We start from the raw sequence: 17219 nt of genomic DNA, 5'->3' as shown, positions 1-17219 counted from the left end.
GACACAGCACCATATAGCATACAGGATTCAAGTTTATAACTCAACGTTCGCTGATTAAAGAGGCTAACGAACACATATCCCACCCGAATGGGTGCAATAAAATAATTGCACCCAAGCCATCTGCTCTCTTACCTGGAAATGAATTCAACCCCTTATCAGTAGGAAAATCGGCAGGCGGACAATCATAAAATATATTTCAAATTCAATACATTAAATCCTCTTCAAAAAAAACCTTTAGACCATGCCAAGTCTTTGGCATGGTTATGGCAGTTCGGAGGATTTTGAATTAAAAAATGATATATCCCGGACCATGGTTCCGGAAAAATAACAGTTCTTCAGGGAGAACAAATATGACCAAAAAATCGGTGTTCAGTGTCTGCGGTATGTGTACGATACGCTGTCCCATCCAGGTGGAAGTTGAAAACGGCCAGGTTGAATTTATTTCAGGCAACCCCCATCTCCCGGCCATGAAGGGGGCGGTCTGCCCGAGAGGTGCGGCAGGGACAGCCCTTCTCCACGATAGCGAGCGGCCGCAGACGCCTTTGATTCGCGCAGGTGAGCGAGGGGAAGGAAAGTGGCGCAAAGCCACCTGGGACCAAGCACTGGATTATGTGGCAGAGAAACTCAACCAGGTTAAGGCCGAATACGGAGCACGAGCCATCTCATTTTCTGACAGGAGCGGACCGTTCAGGGACATGCACCGGGCCTTTCTTAAGGGTATTGGCACTCCCAACTACAATAATCACGACTCCTCCTGTGCCAGAAACGTCCAGCATGCGGCGCTCTCCTTGACCGGTATGGGCAGAAAAGCCGTCGCCTACGACTTTAAAAACGCAAAGCACGTGGTACTCCAGTTCAGAAATATTTTTGAAGCCATTAATGTCCAGGAAGTGAACAACCTTATGGACGCCCTGGAAAAAGGATGTAAACTCACGGTGATCGATATCCGGGCCAATATATCCGCAGCCAAGGCCAGCCGGTTTATGATGATCCGACCGGGCACCGACTATGCCTTTAACCTGGCAGTCATCCATGAACTGATCAACAAGCGGCTCTATGATGAACAATTTGTCAACCGCTACGTGGAAGGATTCCAGGCTCTTGAACAATTTATAACCCCTTATACACCTGAGTGGGCTGAAAAAGAGACCGGCATTGAAGCAACAACGCTTCGCAATTTTGTGGAGGAACTGGCAAAGGCGGCACCGTCAGTGATCTGGCATCCGGGCTGGATGACAGCAAGGTACAAAGACTCCTTTTATATCTGCCGCTCCATCTATATCATCAACGCCCTTTTGGGCAGCTATGGCGCCAAAGGCGGGCTTCCTTTTGTATCAAAACCTGCTGACGTTGGTGTGAACGGCTTAAAATCATTCATGGATCTTTATCCCGCACCAAAGGAGAAACGTGCCGACGGCGTGGGGTGGAAATACACCCATTTTGAAAATGGCCCGGGTCTGGCACATTTACTGTTCAAGGCCATTGAAGAACAGTCGCCCTACCCCATTAAAGCCTATATCGCCTACCGCCATGATCCGCTCATGGGATATCCGGACCCGGACCGCCTGCGGCGGATGTGGGATAACCTTGACCTGCTCGTTTCCGTTACTTTTTCATGGTCAGACACGGCCTGGCATTCAGATGTGGTCCTGCCGCTTTCCACCTACCTTGAGCGCGAAAGTCTCATCGCCACAAAAAATGACCTGAAACCGTACTTTTTTGTCCGAAAACGGGCAGTGGCACCCAGATACGACTCTTTGGCAGACTGGGAAATCATCTCAGGCCTCGCCCGCCGCATGAACCTGCCGGAACTGGTCTTTGACCGGGTGGAAGACCTGTGGAAATTTCAGCTCAGGGATACCGGCATGACCATTGAGGATTTCAATGCCAAAGGGCTGGCGAATCTGGCAGAGGAGGCAATATATAAAAAGTTTGAAGACTACACATTTAATACCGATTCGGGAAAAATTGAAATCCTTTCCAAAAAACTGGAAGAAAACGGCCAGCCCTCTCTAAAGCCCTATGAGCCGCCGACATCTCCAAAGGCGGGTGAATACAGATTGACATTCGGCCGATGCGCCATTCACACCCAAGGCCATACCGTAAATAATCCCCTGTTAAACGAACAGATGCCGGAAAACACCTTGTGGATCAACACGGCCGAAGCCCAAAAGCTTAACATATCAGACAGGGACATTGTCACCGTGAGTCAAAACGGCTACTCGGAAACCATCCGGGCCCAGGTCACAGACCATATCCACCCGGAGGCCGTTTTTGTGATCCACGGATTTGGCCACCGCATTAAGGCCGAAAGCCGGGCATTCGGCAAGGGCCTTGCGGATAACAAATTCATGGCAGGCGGCCTGGATATCTGGGATAAAGCCGGCGGTGCCGTTGCGTACCAGGAGCACTTTATCACGGTGTCCAAGGGACAGGCGCAATAAAAAATATGCGGTGCAAAATATTTATTGCGCACCAGCGTAACACTACCTGGAAACGGATACCATCCAAAACCCAAGGGCCTGCAAAATTAAAATTAACTTAAATTAGATAAATTATTTTGACTTTCATAAAAGATAAACCAGATATGTGTCAAGCTGGACACCGGAGGCACCATGAGCCAATACTACCTGTTTCAGGATACTAAAAAATGCATCGGCTGCCACACTTGCGAGGTCGTGTGTAAGGCCAACAAAAAATTACCCCCAGGGCCGAAACTCTGCCAGATTATCGAGGTGGATCCCAAGACCGTTGGAGAGATGCCAAGGAGATCATTTGTTTATATGTCCTGCTTTCATTGCGAAAACCCCTGGTGCGTTTCGGCCTGCCCCACCGGCGCCATGCAGCAGCGCAGCAAAGACGGAATCGTATTTGTGGAACAGGACCTTTGCGTGGGATGCAAAATCTGCATATCCGCCTGTCCCTGGGGGGCACCCCAGTGGAACCAGGAGATCGGCAAGGTTGAAAAATGCGATTTCTGCATGGATCGAATCGACCAGGGCCTTGCCCCTGCCTGCGTGACGAGCTGCACCACAGGCTGCCTTAAGTTCGGCACGGTCGAACAAAGGACTCAGATCCGAAGAGCGCGCCATGCAGCGTCCGTAACTTCCTTTAAGAACACAGGCTTTTAAGGAGTGAATATGGACAAGATCTGCCCGGTTCGACAAACCATCCTTTTTTTAACCCAACTGATCGGACCCAAAGGACTGCCCGACCCAAAGGGACGACGAATTTGCGAACAAATTCTTGTTCTGGCCGAAGAGATAGCCGAAGGCACAGCAGGAGAGGAACACCTGGGCGCCATTGAAGCCCTGGTCAACGAATTTAATGATGCCGGCAACCCGGAACAGACCCGGCAGGCAGGCATGACCATTCAAGGGCTTCTGGCCGATCACCGGGAGGTATTTATCAACCATATCCAGACCCGGAACTGTCCCACCCACGACTGTGGAAAACTTGCCCCCTCCCCCTGCCAGATGGCATGCCCCGCCGGGATTGACATCCCCACATACCTTGCGCTCATCGCCCAGGGAAAGGATGCCGAAGCCATTGAGGTGATCAGACGGGACAATCCGCTGCCCTGGGTGTGCGGCCTGATCTGTACCCGGCCCTGTGAAATGATGTGTGTCAGGGCCAGAATCGACAAAGCCATCTCCATTAAATTTCTAAAAGCATTTGCTGCCGAACGCGCCATGTCCCAGCGGGCCTATACCAATCCCATCCCCAAGCCTGCCAACGGCAAAAAGGTATGTGTGGTCGGCGCAGGCCCGGGGGGCCTTTCCTGTGCTTATTATCTGGCGCTCAGGGGATACGGTGTCAGGATCATTGAAGCCTTGCCCGTGGCCGGCGGTATGCTCATGGTGGGTATTCCCCGGTACCGCCTGCCAGGGGAAGTCATTGACCGGGAAGTGGCCATGATTGAAGACCTGGGCGTAGAAATCCAGTACAATACCCGGTTCGGCAAGGATGTCACCAAGGACGAACTGGACCGGGAAGGATTTGAGGCCTATTGCATCGCCATTGGTGCCCATAAGGCATGGACCTTGAGTATTGAGGGAGAAAAGGATTTTCCAAAAGTTATCGAAGCGGTCCGTTTTCTGAGAGATGTCGCCCTGGGCGATCATCACTGTCCGGGAAAGAATGTGGTGGTGGTGGGCGGCGGCAACGTAGCCATTGATGCGGCGCGCACCAGCCTGCGCCTGGGCGCCGAGCGTGTCACCATTGCCTATAGACGGACCCGGGATCAGATGCCTGCGGATGTGGAGGAGGTGGAACAGGCCGAAGAGGAAGGCATTGAATTCTCTTTTCTGACCATTCCCGCCGCAGTAAAGGGTGAATGGCACAATATTCATACCCTTTCATGTATCAAGGCAGAACTGAAAGCAAAAAAAGCCTCCAACCGCCTTGCACCGGTTCCCATTGAAGGCAAAGAGTTTGAGATCCGGGCAGATGTCGTGATCTCCGCCATTGGCCAGTATGTGGACAACGAAGGGATGGAAGCGTTTACCGGCATCAACTGGAGCCGCCGGGGCACCATTGATGTTAATCACGCCGGTATGGAAACGGCCCAGCCAGGCGTCTTTGCCGCCGGAGACGCGGTTTCCGGCCCCGCAACAGTGATCGAAGCCATTGGCGGCGGTAAACGGGCTGCTGATGCCATTGATCGTTACCTTCGCGGTATTCCCCAGCCTCGCGCCCCCAGAACGCCCGTACGCCACAAGACGGAACCCGTTATTGAAATGACGGCCCACCAGAAAATGACCATTAAACCGCCAAAAATGCCCACGCTTAACCTCTACCGGCGCAGAACGACCTTCCAGCAGGTAGAACTGGGGTATGAGGAAGCCGATGTCCGCCAGGAGGCTGCCCGGTGCCTGCGCTGTGACATCTGCCGCCGTTGCGGCAAATGCGTGGATATCTGCCGGGATAAAATGGGGATCAATGCCCTGAAGCTGGGATACCTTGATTTTGATGAAAGCGGCCCCACTGATTTCAGGGTCACGGCGGAGAGCTGTATCACCTGCGGGGCATGTGCGGCCAATTGTGAAAATGATGCATTAAAAATTGATGAAAAAAATGGCCGGCGAAGACTTTTGCTATGCGGCACTATCCTGAACAGCCAGACTATCCAGTATTGTGAATCCTGCGGTGCGAAACTTGGCTCTGTGGAATACACCCGCTTTATTGCTGGAAAAACCAGGAACATCACACCGGCCACGGAAAAACGGCTGCTGTGTAATAACTGCCTGCGCCGAAAAGCTGCGGTTTCCAACGCCGCAAACACCGGTGCTTTACCCATCCCATAGAACAGGAGGCAAAAATGACATTTCAACGGGGAGATAAGATAGAGGTATTCAAGGCGTCCACGGACGATGCCTGGGAGGACTATATGAATGATTTTATAGGTTCCCATGGGTTTATTGTGGATCCGGACACCTCGGTGAACGACCCGGATGCCCTGGTGGAGGTAAGCCTGGAAGGCAAAGGCACCCACCGGCTTCCCCAGGATTGTCTGAGACGATTGGGGGATCAGGTATGAAACTCAACGATTTGATTGAAACGAAAAAAGGAGAAAATGAATGACATTGAAGTTTAAGTGGTTTGTATTTTTTTTGACGGCAGCAACACTGATGCTGCCGATGATGGCCGCGACCCCTGTTATGGCCGACCCGCTTGCCGATGCTATTGCAGCTGTGCCCCAGGGCACCGGACCGGGTCAAATCGATCCGTCGGCGCCGACAGGTATCTTCGGCATTCCTGGGGCACCGGCTCCGGGTTTGCTGCTCTGCTTTTGCTGGGCCGTCTGGGTGGGCTGGATTTTCTCAACCATAGGCGCATTCGGTGGCGTTATGGCCGGTGTGGGTCACATTTCCATTTACGGAATGGGTGCCTATGCCAAAACATTTCAGGATACCTCCCCCACCATCAACAAAATACTCACCGACAGCATCCGCGTTTCCAACCAGTGGTTGGGTGGGTTTTCCGCCCTTGTCTCCAGTATCACCTACGGCAGGCAGAAACGTCTGGTAACCTCCCTGGGCGCATTCATGGGTGCCGGTGCACTTTTTGCCACATTACTGGTGGTATTCACCACCGCCGGAAAGGTGAAATTTTCACAGTACCAGGGCTGGTTCGGCCTATGTGTATTCCTGATTTTTGCCTTCATGGTCTATGAAATGTCCCCCAAGGGCCAGGCCTCAAAAAAAGCAGCCAAAGCCGCAGCCAAGGCATTTGAGGATGCGGTCAAAAATAAAGGCTCCATTAAAGGCCAGGGGGTAGAAACCCTGAATTGGAGTCTTACCAGAACAGAAATTTCTTTTTTCGGCCAAAAATTTTCATTCAGCCCCATCTGGGCCTTTATCGGGGGCTTTTGTATCTCTGCGATGGCCTCCTTCATCGGTGTCGGCGGCGGCTTCCTTTACGTGCCTTTTTTGACCAGTGTTGTGGGGCTTCCCATGTTCGTCGTTGCGGGCACCTCATCTCTGGCGGTTCTCATCGGGATGTTTTTTTCCATCTTCAACTTCATGGTGCTCAAAGGGGTCATAGTTTACTGGCCCATGATCGGCCTTGAACTTGCGGGCGTATTTGTTGGATCCATGATCGGACCCAGAACCGGAAAGTACATCCCTGAAAAGGTGTTGAAATGGATTTTCCTGATTTTAGCGTTCTACATCGGCATCCGGTATACCCTGAAAGGTTTTTTCGGTATTGCCATCCTTTAGAATACTTAATTAGTACTGTCCGGCAGGCAGCCTCAGCAACCTGCCGGAAGCACAAAAAGAAAAAGGAGTAAAAAATGGTCAACGGATTCAATCAGTTCTACTACGCCATTGACAGTTATATTATTTTTTTCTACCGGGTGACGGGCATTGGCATGGTTGATTATCTGATCGGAACGTTCTGTCTTTCCCTCATTGCCGTCCTTTTGGGAGAATTGACCATTTCACTTGCCATCAGGGCCAACACCGCTTATCTTACCGGCCTGTCCAACCGTATGAAAGAAAAGGAAGCCCTTTCCATTAAGGCCTATGAAACAGGAAACATGGCGGAATACAAAGCGCTGAATAAAGAGGCCACAGATGCCTGGGGACGCAAATTTTTTGCCATGCTGGCCCATTCGGCCGCCATTTTGTGGCCCGTGCCCTTTGCCCTGGGCTGGATGCAGACACGATTTGCCGGTATTGATTTTCCCATTGCCTTTCCGTTCTCCCTGGTTGCAGATTCCGTGGGCTATACATTTTCGTTCTTTCCCATTTATGTTCTGGCGCGAATCGTGTTTGGAAAGCTTAGGCCTTATCTGCCCTATTTTGCTTCAGTTCACAGAAAGCTGGCAGAAATGTCAGCCTGAATCCCAAAGATTGTAATTATGAGAAAGGCGTCGCGCCGGATTCCGGAACGAATTTCCCATTGAAACCCCAATAATTGGTTTCTATAATAGACGTGTATAGAAAAACCCATTGAGGAAACAAGAGCGTGAAATATCTTAATTGCACCGTGCTGACGGTTTTATCATACCTTCTGCTTGCATTGCCCGAAAATTTGTATGCGCTGCAGTTTCATTCAAGTTCCGAAGGGATCATTACGCACCAGATCGGGCACATGTTCTTTCTTTTCTCAATGGTTGTGCTGATGTTCATCATCAGTGGCAAGGGCCTGACCGTATATAAAGGGTGGCGTCTGATCCAGCTTTCATCATTTTTTTTCATTCTTTGGAACGGCTGCGCCATTGCGGGCCATTTCCTGGACAACCAGATTTATGCCGTCAGTGTAGAAGGACTGGCCAATGGATATGCCAACATCCGGACCCAGAACAATTCAGACCTGCTGGGCTGGGTATATTACGGCCTGAAACTGGACCATTTGCTGTGCGTGCCGGCCATGTTCCTGATGTACAAAGGGCTTTCATGCCTGGTGGACGAACAAAAGGCCGGACAAGGACAAAACCCATGATTGTCCCCTATTTGCCGATGGTGGCCATAGATATTATAGGCTCCTTTGCCATGGTGGTGTTTTCACTTCTATGCTGCTACAAAGCCAGGATTTTAAGGGAAACCGACCAGGATAATGCCCTGTTTCTTTATCTTGTGTGGATCTCCACGGGATTTATGATCTTTGGCGTATCACGCTCCTTTGGCCATATCCTGCGCCAGTTTCTAATTTTAACTTCCCATACCGACACCTGGCAGACCATCGCCGCCTTTTCCGGCAGCGTCAATACAGTCTCTTTTATGCTGGTGAGCCTGATCACACTGTTTTTCAACCAGAGCTGGAAAATAAACGAAAAAATTCTGACCTCCCGAAAAAAACTGGAAGCCGCCCATGGTCAGCTTTTAAGTTTAAACCAGACCCTGGAGCAAAAGGTGGTGGAACGTACGGAGATGCTCACAAGTTCAGAACATAAGGCCCGCCGCATTTTTGAATACTCCCTGGACACCATTCTGGTGACTGACGCACATTTCAAAATCCAGGAGATTAACAACGCAGGCATCACCCTGACAGGATATAAAAAGGAACAGATGCTGGAACAGAACATGGGACTGATGGATTTCATCGTTTATGCCCCGGATTGGGAACATATTTCAACCCAGTTAACGACCAACGAATATGTTCTCAACGAAGAGTGCGATATTTTAAACTCCGATAACATGAAGATCCGGGTGATCATCACCGGCGGCGTGGATTACGGGGCCTTCGGCTGTGCCAAAACCTTTCATTTCATTATCAAGGATATCAACGAAAAAAAACAGATGGCGCAGCAAATCGCCCAGGCCGACAAATTAGCAGCTTTAGGCGAGTTGTCCGCAGGCGTGGCCCATGAAATCAATAATCCGTTGGGTATCATCCTTGGCTACACCCAGCTTATGCTTAAAGAGAAGTCTGAATTTGATGAAGATTTGAAAACCATTGAAAAACATGTAAAAAACTGCAGGGAAGTTGTCAGCAACCTGCTCTCCTTTTCAAGAAAGGGTTCCGGGGAAATGGGAAATGTGGATATCCACAAAATGCTGGACGGTGTCATCAATTTCCTGAAAAAACACTCTGATTTCCGAAAAGTCCAGATCCAGCTCAATCTTTGGGAAAATGAATCTCTCTGGGTGAAGGGCAATGCCCAGGAATTGACCCAGGTGATTTTAAACCTGATGATCAACGCGTGTCACGCCGTCAATGATAATCCCAAAGGCGTCATAGAGCTTATCACCCGTAAAGAAGCTTCTCATGTGCTGATTCTTGTCAAGGACAACGGCACTGGGATTCAAAAGCAACACTTGTCCCGAATCTTTGATCCTTTTTTTACCACCAAACCCGTGGGCCAGGGTACAGGGCTCGGCCTGTCCGTGGGATACGGCATTATCCGCCGACACCAGGGTGAAATCATGGCTGAAAACCGGCAAGGCGAGGGGGCAAAATTTACCATCCGATTACCCCTTCTAAACACCAACAGCAATGGGAGTAAACAATGACGACCAATATTCTTGTGGTGGATGATGAAAAGGACATGACCCGTCTTCTCCAACGTACTCTTGAACCCGAACTGAACTGCCGGGTGACCATGGCTTTTTCCGGTGAAATGGCCCTGAATATACTTGGATTGGCCGACACGGCCTTTGATCTTGTCATCAGTGACATCCGAATGCCCGGAATGGATGGGTTTGATCTCCTGGAGCAATTGAAACAAAAATATCCTGATCTGACGGTGGTCATGCTCACCGCTTACGGCAACATTGAATCTGCTGTGGCTGGGATTAAAAAAGGAGCTTACGATTTCATTGCCAAGCCCTTTGAGCAGGATGAAATCATCTTTAAAATTCAAAAAGCCCTGGAACGCAGCCAACTGATATCTGAAAATCGGCGCCTCCAGAAAGCCTGCCGGAACGAATCCCTGCCCTTGATCGGGCAAAGCCCTGTCATGCAGAAGGTGTTTGAAAAAATAGCGCTGGTTGCTGACTCGGATGTCACGGTCCTGATCACCGGAGAATCCGGCACAGGCAAGGACCTGACCGCAAAATCCATTCATGCCCTGAGCCCCAGAAAAAACAAACCCTATATCCCGGTTAACTGCCCCACCATCCCCGAGCATATCCTTGAAAGTGAATTATTCGGATATAAAAAAGGGGCATTCACCAATGCCTACCGTGACAAAACGGGGCTTTTCCAGGAAGCCGACCACGGCACCATCTTCCTGGATGAAATCGGAGATGTAGGCCCCACCATCCAGACCAAGCTTTTAAGGGTAATCCAGGAAAAGGAAGTGAAACCTTTGGGCGACACCCGGGTGGCCCATGTGGATGTCAGAATCATCGCCTCCACCAACCAGGACCTGCAGCAGAAAATCAAAGACAAGGAATTCAGGGAGGATTTTTTTTACAGGCTTTCGGTGATCACCATTGAATTGCCACCGCTAAGGGATCGAATCACGGATATCCCGCTGTTATGCGATCACCTTGTGACCAAAAACTGTGAAAAATTAAATAAACCAACCAAGCATTTGTCTGAGAACGTGATGGATCTCTTCATGAAGCACCCCTGGCAGGGCAATGTCAGAGAGCTTGAAAATGTAATTATCCAGGGGATTCTTTATGCAACCTCAGATACCATCCAGCTGGCCGATATCCCCATCAATAAAAATGGGGCCAATGACTGCGCCTGCATGAACTTGGGTACAGACATGGAGCAACTGACCTATAAGGAGGCCAAGGAAAACACCCTGACCCAGTTTAACCATAACTACATCGGTGCCATACTCTCCATGACCGAAGGCAACATCACCCAGGCAGCCAGGCGCTGCGCCATGGACCGCCAGGCACTTCAGCAGATCATGAAACGGTATGCCATTGATCCTGAAAAATACCGAAGCAAGCCGTCAGGAACTTAAAAAAAATAGAAAAGGAAGCGTTAAAAATAAGATGATTCTATGCCCCAATTGTGCATTTGGATCTTATTTTGAGCAGACACTTAACCATGAAAAAACAGTCTAACCCACAACCATCACCCTTTAAAACCGTCCATGTTCAGGACGCCTGCGGCATGACCCTTGCCCATGATATGACCGAAATCATTCCCGACAAGTCCAAGGGACCGGCCTTCAAACGCGGAGACCGGGTCCAGGCCGCAGATATCTGTAGACTCATGCGCATGGGAAAAAATAACCTCTATGTGCTGGATCTTGATGAGACCCAGGTGCATGAGGATGAGGCAGTGTTTGAACTTGCATCAGCCCTGGCCGGACCGGGGGTTGAGTTTTCCGGCACACCCAGCGAAGGCAAGCTGCAGCTGTATGCGGCATATCCCGGGCTGTTCAGGGTAAATGTGGCGGCATTGACGGAATTCAACATGCTGGACGATGTCATGTGCGCCAGTATCCATACCAATATCGCCGTAAACAAAGGCGACAGCCTGGCAGCCACCCGGGCCATTCCCCTGGTCATTGACCGGGCAAAACTCGACCAGGCGACCGCCTTGGCGAAATCCGCCTATCCCATCTTTTCAGTTTCAATGTTCAATCCGTTGAAAATCCGGCTAGCCATCATCGGCAATGAAGTTTATGACGGCCTGATCCAGGACCGGTTCCAGGCCATTGTGGAAGAAAAAACAGCCCGGCTTGGGGCACAGATACTTGAGGTGAATATCCTGCCCGATGACCGGAAGCGTATTTCCGCCCAAATCCGGGATTACATGGACAAGGAGACCGACCTGATCATCACCACCGGCGGCATGTCCGTGGACCCCGATGATGTCACCCGGGAATCTATTGAGGCAGTTGGCTTTGATGAAGTCCACTACTCAGCCGCTGTGCTGCCCGGGGCCATGTTTCTTTTGGGCTATACTCCTAAGATCACTATCATGGGGCTGCCGGCCTGCGGGTTGTATCACCGCACCACCATATTTGACCTGATGCTGCCCCGGATCATGGCCGGAGAGCGTCCTGGAAAACGGGAGCTGGCAAGCCTTTGTCACGGGGGACTGTGCCGGAACTGCCCGATCTGCCGGTTTCCCGACTGCGCTTTTGGGAAAAGCGCCTGACCTTGACCGGAACTGTTTCCCAGGCCACTTATATGAACCAATCATGACAGATACCTGCCAAAAACATATTGGCTGTGTAGATATCATCCCATACGCTATGGGTGAAGTATTTTGTCCATTAATGAGGCAAGAGTATTTTCGGCAGGCTGAACCTTGGCGGGTGAGGCAAAACAAACGGTTTGTTGTCTACGATGGCATCTGCCACACGGATACCGCTTAAAACAGCGCCATGGATACCCTCTCCCATATCCAGAGTAGAGAGCCCTGCCGCATCTCCGATGATGAAGGCATTGTCCTGTCGGTATTTTTCCGGACCATGCTGAAAATAGTAATTGTGACCTTTGGGAATAGGTGGATTTTCCCTGATAAACCCCTTTTTTTGAAGATCCATTGTAAAATGACGCCACTGATCCATAATGTTCTGTCCCCGCTGTTTCAACGTATGGAATTTTGCGCCAATGCCGATGTTTAACCAGTTATTTCCCTTGGGAAGATACCAGGCATACCCAGGCAGACCATGATCAAAAAACCACAAATGGCATTGATGATGCGAAATATCATATGGGTATTCCTTCTCAACGGCAACAATGAGGGATTTGGGAGGACGGGGACGCGTTTGAGTGAAAAACGTCTTGTAAACCGGGCAATGGGTACCGCCGGCACCAATGAGGTACTTGCATTGATACTGGTCGTCAATGATATAAAAACCGTTCTTCCGGATGATATTTCTTACGCAATAGGTGTTAACCGGGACACCGGCGCGGCAGATCAACCAGGCATCAAATTCATATCGTCTGACAGCATATTGACGAGTGGGTACAGGAATTTTTAGACCAAACAGATGAAAATTAATTCTATCAAATTGACTTACGGTGTAAGGATAATCATCTCCTCGGAGTTCAAGAAGCTTAAATACGGCAGGGGTAATCCATCCCGCACAAACCTTGGGCCGGGGAAAAGAATATTTATCCAGCACCAGGGGCGTGATCCCCTTTTGCTTGAGCGTCCAGGCGCAGGCGGCACCGGCAGGACCGCCTCCGACGATAATGATCTCCTTGTTAATCATACCCCTCCTAAGCTATTGTCGAAGACGATTTAAATTGGGCGCCACAGGCGCTTCGTCCTCTTGTATCTATTTTCTTGTTTCTAGTTTCTTGTCTCTTACACAAGGCGACAACAGGGCGCTGAAGTTCCCTGTTTAGTCATCACAATCTGCCATAACTGCATGGATCGAGACCGAAATCCTCCGGCACAGCTTAACAGATAATACTCCCACATGCGATAAAACCGATCGTTGTATCTATCTTTAAGTTTGGGCCACACCTGTCTGAAATTTTCGTACCATGCCATTAATGTTTTATCGTAGTCCTCTCCAAAGTTATGCCAGTCCTCCATGACAAATTGGTTTTCCATGGCTTTTCCCAACTGGGCAATGGAGGGAAGCATGCCATTGGGGAAAATATATTTTGCAGTCCATGAGTTGCAGGCACAACGACTATCATTACGACCGATGGTATGAACCAAAGCAATGCCGTCATCCCTTAGCAACCGATTGGTCAGTTTCATGTAAGTGCCATAATTTTTATACCCCACATGCTCCATTAAACCAATGGAGAGTACCCGGTCATATTCTCCGGTGGCGGTTCTGTAATCTGCCAGCCGGATATCAACAGGAAGCCCTTTGCATAGTTTTTCTGCAAATTTGACCTGCTCTTTGGAGACGGTGTATCCAGTCACTTCAACGCCGTACCTTGTTGCCGCATAGTGGGCAAACCCGCCAAACCCGCATCCCAGCTCAAGAACTTTCATACCGGGTTCCAGTTTTAATTTCCGGCAGACCAGTGCCAGTTTCGCCTCCTGGGCCTGATCAAGGGTGGTGGCATCTTTCCAGTATCCGCAGGTATACTGCATTTGTTTGTCCAGCATGCCCTGATAAAGATCATTGCCGATGTCATAGTGGCGTTGGCCCACCATAAAGGCACGCTTGGAAGACTGTTGATTAAAAAGCTTTGCCGTTAACAGGTTCCATGTGATCCGCCACTCCTTTTTTAATACTTGTCCAAGGTTTGCGCACAACACTTTTGCGATGAACTGATCCAGGGCACGGCACTCCCACCAGTTATCCATATATGCTTCACCAAGCCCCAGAGCAGGTTCATGGATTATTCGTTGGTAAAACCGGTCATTTTTCACCTGAATATCGTAGGGATTGCTTCCGTTAACGGTGATGCCGGCAAAATTCAATAATTTGTGTATGGATTTCTTGATATCCTGATTTTTCATATTTTCACTCTCTTAAAAAATAATGAAGTCATAAATATTAAAAATCTATTCTCCCATGACAGGGGCGATTTTGTTGATATACTCAATATCGCATACATTTGTCCAGTCAGTTATCCCAAAAAAATTGCCGGCAGATATGCGAACAAAATTGTTACGTAAAAACATTTCGAATTCAAAAATCAAAATTAACAATCGCTCAGGGTAATCTAACATTGTTTTTGACTATATTTGTGCTACAATTAATATTATCTAAAATCTTCCAAACGGGGGAACACACCAGTGAAGATGAGAGAATCGGCCCTTCAAAAAGCGCTGTTTAAACAAATGCGGACTCCGGAGTTTTATCCCCACCCTGTTCACACTGTAACAGTCTGCGAAACCCATATTTCCATGGTGTTCCTGGCAGGCGATCTTGTTTATAAAATTAAAAAATCCGTGGGCCTGGGGTTCCTTGATTTCACAACCCTTGAAAAACGCAGACATTTTTGCACCCGCGAGGTCGCATTAAATCGCCGGCTGACAAATGACGTATACCTGGATGTCACGGAAATTACCCGAAAAGGGGATCTTTTTTACCTAGGCGGCGACGGAACGGTTGTTGAATATGCCGTAAGGATGCGCAAATTGTCCGAGACCCATTCCATGAAACAGCTGCTGCGATCCGGAAAAATCGGGAATAAGGATATTGACCGGCTGGCAATGGAGCTGTCCGAATTTTACGGTTCCGATACATCCCACAGGCCGCCCAATATGGAAGCGGCCTTTGAAACAATCCAACAGAACTGCGATGAAAACTTTAAACAGGCCCAATCTCTGCTCGGGTCAATGTTTGACAGCGATTGTTTTCAGTCGGTATGGTCCAGGACAGACGCCTTTTTAAACAGGCACCCGCCCCTGTTTTTTCGCCGCATGGAAAACAAACGGTTCCGGGACTGCCATGGGGACCTAAGAACCGGTCATATTTATTTCACAGACACCGGGATTCAGATCATTGACTGTATTGAATTCAATGACCGGTTCCGGTATCAGGACGTGGGTGCGGACCTGGCGTTTCTGGTCATGGATATGGAACTTCTGGGATTTCCGGCTTTGGCTGAAAAGTTTCTTTCAGCATATGCAGGCTATAGTCATGACCCCGAAGTATATGTACTGATGAATTTTTATAAATGCTACCGGGCCATGGTACGCTTTAAGGTTAATTGCATCCGCCTGCAGGAGCATGATGTTTGCGAACAGGAACGCAATAAACTTTTAAAAAAGACAAAAAAATACCTTGCCCTTTCGAACCGGTATGCCGATCGCTTCTCCAGACCCATGATCTGGGTAATCTGCGGTATGCCGGCATCCGGAAAGAGCACTTTGGCACAAGCCCTTTCCCTGGCACTGAATATCCGGTCCATCAATTCGGATGTGGTCCGGAAAAAAATTTTTTCAGCCCCGCCCACGGATCCTGAGAACATGCCTTTTGAAAAAGGAATGTATTCGGAAACCGCTACCGGCCGGACCTATGACGCGCTTGTATCTCTGGCAGAAAAAGAAATTAAAAAAGGCAACTCCGTGGTAATAGATGCGACCTTCAGCCGGGAAACATACCGAAAACAAGTGGTTTGTCTGGCTGAGCAATCAGGTGCAGGCATCGTGTTTACCGAATGCACGGTACCGGACCCTGTTCTACAGGAAAGGTTGATCATGAGAAAGGGCCGGGACACAATATCTGATGCGCGGATTTCCCATTTCCAATCATTTAAGAGCCGGTTTGAACCGATTCAAAAAACAGAGACGGACCACTATATAAAAGTGGATACCGAAGCATCCATGGATGCGTCTCTTTCAAAAATTCTACCCCGGATAATTTAAAAAATTAATGTACTCAAACAACAGGCACAGGGCCTGATGCATAAAAAAGAAAGGAGGAGCCATGTTCAAACACATTTTAGCAGCGACAGACCTTGTGGGAGTTAAAGACCCCGTGGTGACAGGCGCTGCTGCCATCGCCGAAACCCATCAAGCCAAGCTCAACATTCTTCATGTAGCGGAGTCCTCCCATGAAAACAACCGACACCTGGTTAAGGATTTTAAAACCAACGAGGAGATCAATTTTTCCTCGGCATATCAGGAAATTGTCCAGAAAGAACTTTTCGATTTTTATAAACCCATATTGCCGGCGGGCATAGATTTTGATGTTCAGGTTGTTTGCGGATTCCCCTGGGAAGAGATTGTTCGTCAATCCCGGCACCTTAACGCGGGCATGATCGTTCTTGGTCCCCATTCCGAACGTGCCGCTCAAAGGGGTACCGTCCGGATGGCCGGAAAGATTGGCAGCACCGTGGAAGGTGTGGTCATGCGGGAAAATTGTCCGGTGATGATTATCAATCCCTCAGTTCACTTGTCCTCGGCGGCATTCAAAAACATTGTGGTGGGGGTGGATTTTTCCGTATCCTGCGAATGCGCCTTGTTTTTTGCCCGGAAAACGGCGGAAAAATTCGGGTCGAAAATTTTCCCCTTTCACATGATCCCCGTGCCGCCGTATCCCAAGTATACCAAGGAAGATTCTGAAGCAGACCTAAAAAATACGGAAAAACGCCTGGAAGCGTTCTGCCGGGATTTGATCAAAGAGACCGACTACACCTATCAAATCTGGGGAGGGGCGTTGCCCCATCTGGAACTTGTTAAATGTGCGGAAAAAAACAATGCCGACATAATCATTCTGGGATCCCACACAAAGAAACAGGGTACAAAATGGTATGCCGGCAGTGCCGTGGAGCGGACCGCCTTCCGCGCCGGATGTCCGGTGATCGTGGTAACGGACCCGCAGGCCCTGGTTTCCTGGGATGAAAACGCGCCCAATGACCCGGCAATCGGTAAAGAGAAAGACCGGTCGATTCATGTGTTTACCGGCAAGCGACATGGATAAG

At 49.4% G+C, this 17219-nt stretch carries 14 protein-coding genes; 12 read left to right on the top strand and 2 right to left on the bottom strand.

Going from position 1 to position 17219, the window contains the following annotated elements; genetic code table 11:
* Window positions 1-350 precede the first annotated feature (350 nt).
* From DESPODRAFT_RS04720 to DESPODRAFT_RS04675, 10 genes are all read left to right on the top strand, one after another.
* On the top strand, window positions 351-2444 hold the full coding sequence (locus DESPODRAFT_RS04720) for a molybdopterin-dependent oxidoreductase (protein ID WP_004071759.1): 2094 nt from the start codon (window positions 351-353) through the stop codon (window positions 2442-2444).
* Window positions 2445-2615: 171 nt separating this feature from the next.
* On the top strand, window positions 2616-3131 hold the full coding sequence (locus tag DESPODRAFT_RS04715; protein WP_004071758.1) for a 4Fe-4S dicluster domain-containing protein: 516 nt from the start codon (window positions 2616-2618) through the stop codon (window positions 3129-3131).
* A gap of 9 nt (window positions 3132-3140) precedes the next feature.
* Window positions 3141-5306 carry an FAD-dependent oxidoreductase gene (locus DESPODRAFT_RS04710; RefSeq protein ID WP_004071757.1) on the top strand — a complete coding sequence of 722 codons (2166 nt, stop codon included), beginning with the start codon at window positions 3141-3143 and terminating at the stop codon, window positions 5304-5306.
* A 14-nt stretch (window positions 5307-5320) separates the two neighbouring features.
* Window positions 5321-5539 (top strand): hypothetical protein, encoded by a 219-nt coding sequence (locus tag DESPODRAFT_RS04705; RefSeq protein WP_004071756.1) that lies wholly within the window; start codon window positions 5321-5323, stop codon window positions 5537-5539.
* A 40-nt stretch (window positions 5540-5579) separates the two neighbouring features.
* On the top strand, window positions 5580-6722 hold the full coding sequence (locus DESPODRAFT_RS04700) for a sulfite exporter TauE/SafE family protein (RefSeq protein ID WP_004071755.1): 1143 nt from the start codon (window positions 5580-5582) through the stop codon (window positions 6720-6722).
* Window positions 6723-6796: 74 nt separating this feature from the next.
* Complete coding sequence (locus DESPODRAFT_RS04695) at window positions 6797-7348, top strand: hypothetical protein (protein ID WP_004071754.1); 552 nt, start codon at window positions 6797-6799, stop codon at window positions 7346-7348.
* A gap of 125 nt (window positions 7349-7473) precedes the next feature.
* Entirely contained in the window at window positions 7474-7950 is a 477-nt protein-coding gene (locus DESPODRAFT_RS04690; protein WP_004071753.1) for a hypothetical protein, read from the top strand.
* The gene (locus DESPODRAFT_RS04685; protein ID WP_004071752.1) at window positions 7947-9461 is read left to right on the top strand and encodes a PAS domain-containing sensor histidine kinase; all 1515 of its coding nucleotides are present in this window, start codon (window positions 7947-7949) and stop codon (window positions 9459-9461) included. Before DESPODRAFT_RS04690 ends, DESPODRAFT_RS04685 begins: the two co-directional genes overlap by 4 nt.
* A complete protein-coding gene (locus DESPODRAFT_RS04680) occupies window positions 9458-10873 on the top strand; it encodes a sigma-54-dependent transcriptional regulator (protein ID WP_004071751.1) in 1416 nt (471 codons plus the stop codon). The genes DESPODRAFT_RS04685 and DESPODRAFT_RS04680 overlap by 4 nt, the downstream gene beginning before the upstream one ends.
* 86 nt (window positions 10874-10959) lie before the next feature.
* Window positions 10960-12021 carry a molybdopterin-binding protein gene (locus DESPODRAFT_RS04675; protein WP_004071750.1) on the top strand — a complete coding sequence of 354 codons (1062 nt, stop codon included), beginning with the start codon at window positions 10960-10962 and terminating at the stop codon, window positions 12019-12021.
* 118 nt (window positions 12022-12139) lie between these two features.
* On the opposite strand, the gene DESPODRAFT_RS04670 is transcribed toward DESPODRAFT_RS04675, so the two are convergent.
* On the bottom strand, window positions 12140-13087 hold the full coding sequence (locus DESPODRAFT_RS04670; protein ID WP_004071749.1) for an NAD(P)/FAD-dependent oxidoreductase: 948 nt from the start codon (window positions 13085-13087) through the stop codon (window positions 12140-12142).
* Window positions 13088-13182: 95 nt separating this feature from the next.
* Window positions 13183-14304 (bottom strand): cyclopropane fatty acyl phospholipid synthase, encoded by a 1122-nt coding sequence (cfa, locus tag DESPODRAFT_RS04665; RefSeq protein WP_004071748.1) that lies wholly within the window; start codon window positions 14302-14304, stop codon window positions 13183-13185.
* A 285-nt stretch (window positions 14305-14589) separates the two neighbouring features.
* Between cfa and DESPODRAFT_RS04655 the strand changes: the two genes are divergently transcribed.
* Window positions 14590-16161: a bifunctional aminoglycoside phosphotransferase/ATP-binding protein gene (locus DESPODRAFT_RS04655; RefSeq protein WP_004071747.1), complete on the top strand. Its 1572-nt coding sequence runs from the start codon at window positions 14590-14592 to the stop codon at window positions 16159-16161.
* Window positions 16162-16222: 61 nt separating this feature from the next.
* Window positions 16223-17218 (top strand): universal stress protein, encoded by a 996-nt coding sequence (locus DESPODRAFT_RS04650; protein WP_004071746.1) that lies wholly within the window; start codon window positions 16223-16225, stop codon window positions 17216-17218.
* Window position 17219: the final 1 nt, after the last annotated feature.

The sequence above is a fragment of the Desulfobacter postgatei 2ac9 genome (assembly GCF_000233695.2).
GTDB classification, from domain to species: domain Bacteria; phylum Desulfobacterota; class Desulfobacteria; order Desulfobacterales; family Desulfobacteraceae; genus Desulfobacter; species Desulfobacter postgatei.
This window is presented reverse-complemented; position numbering and strand designations above follow the sequence as displayed.

Coding starts and splice junctions, on each gene's coding strand:
- cfa (WP_004071748.1), bottom strand. CDS start 14,304: ATGAAAAATCAGGATATCAAGAAATCCATACACAAATTATTGAATTTT.
- DESPODRAFT_RS04720 (WP_004071759.1), top strand. CDS start 351: ATGACCAAAAAATCGGTGTTCAGTGTCTGCGGTATGTGTACGATACGC.
- DESPODRAFT_RS04705 (WP_004071756.1), top strand. CDS start 5,321: ATGACATTTCAACGGGGAGATAAGATAGAGGTATTCAAGGCGTCCACG.
- DESPODRAFT_RS04715 (WP_004071758.1), top strand. CDS start 2,616: ATGAGCCAATACTACCTGTTTCAGGATACTAAAAAATGCATCGGCTGC.
- DESPODRAFT_RS04680 (WP_004071751.1), top strand. CDS start 9,458: ATGACGACCAATATTCTTGTGGTGGATGATGAAAAGGACATGACCCGT.
- DESPODRAFT_RS04655 (WP_004071747.1), top strand. CDS start 14,590: ATGAGAGAATCGGCCCTTCAAAAAGCGCTGTTTAAACAAATGCGGACT.
- DESPODRAFT_RS04675 (WP_004071750.1), top strand. CDS start 10,960: ATGAAAAAACAGTCTAACCCACAACCATCACCCTTTAAAACCGTCCAT.
- DESPODRAFT_RS04685 (WP_004071752.1), top strand. CDS start 7,947: ATGATTGTCCCCTATTTGCCGATGGTGGCCATAGATATTATAGGCTCC.
- DESPODRAFT_RS04670 (WP_004071749.1), bottom strand. CDS start 13,087: ATGATTAACAAGGAGATCATTATCGTCGGAGGCGGTCCTGCCGGTGCC.
- DESPODRAFT_RS04700 (WP_004071755.1), top strand. CDS start 5,580: ATGACATTGAAGTTTAAGTGGTTTGTATTTTTTTTGACGGCAGCAACA.
- DESPODRAFT_RS04710 (WP_004071757.1), top strand. CDS start 3,141: ATGGACAAGATCTGCCCGGTTCGACAAACCATCCTTTTTTTAACCCAA.
- DESPODRAFT_RS04650 (WP_004071746.1), top strand. CDS start 16,223: ATGTTCAAACACATTTTAGCAGCGACAGACCTTGTGGGAGTTAAAGAC.
- DESPODRAFT_RS04695 (WP_004071754.1), top strand. CDS start 6,797: ATGGTCAACGGATTCAATCAGTTCTACTACGCCATTGACAGTTATATT.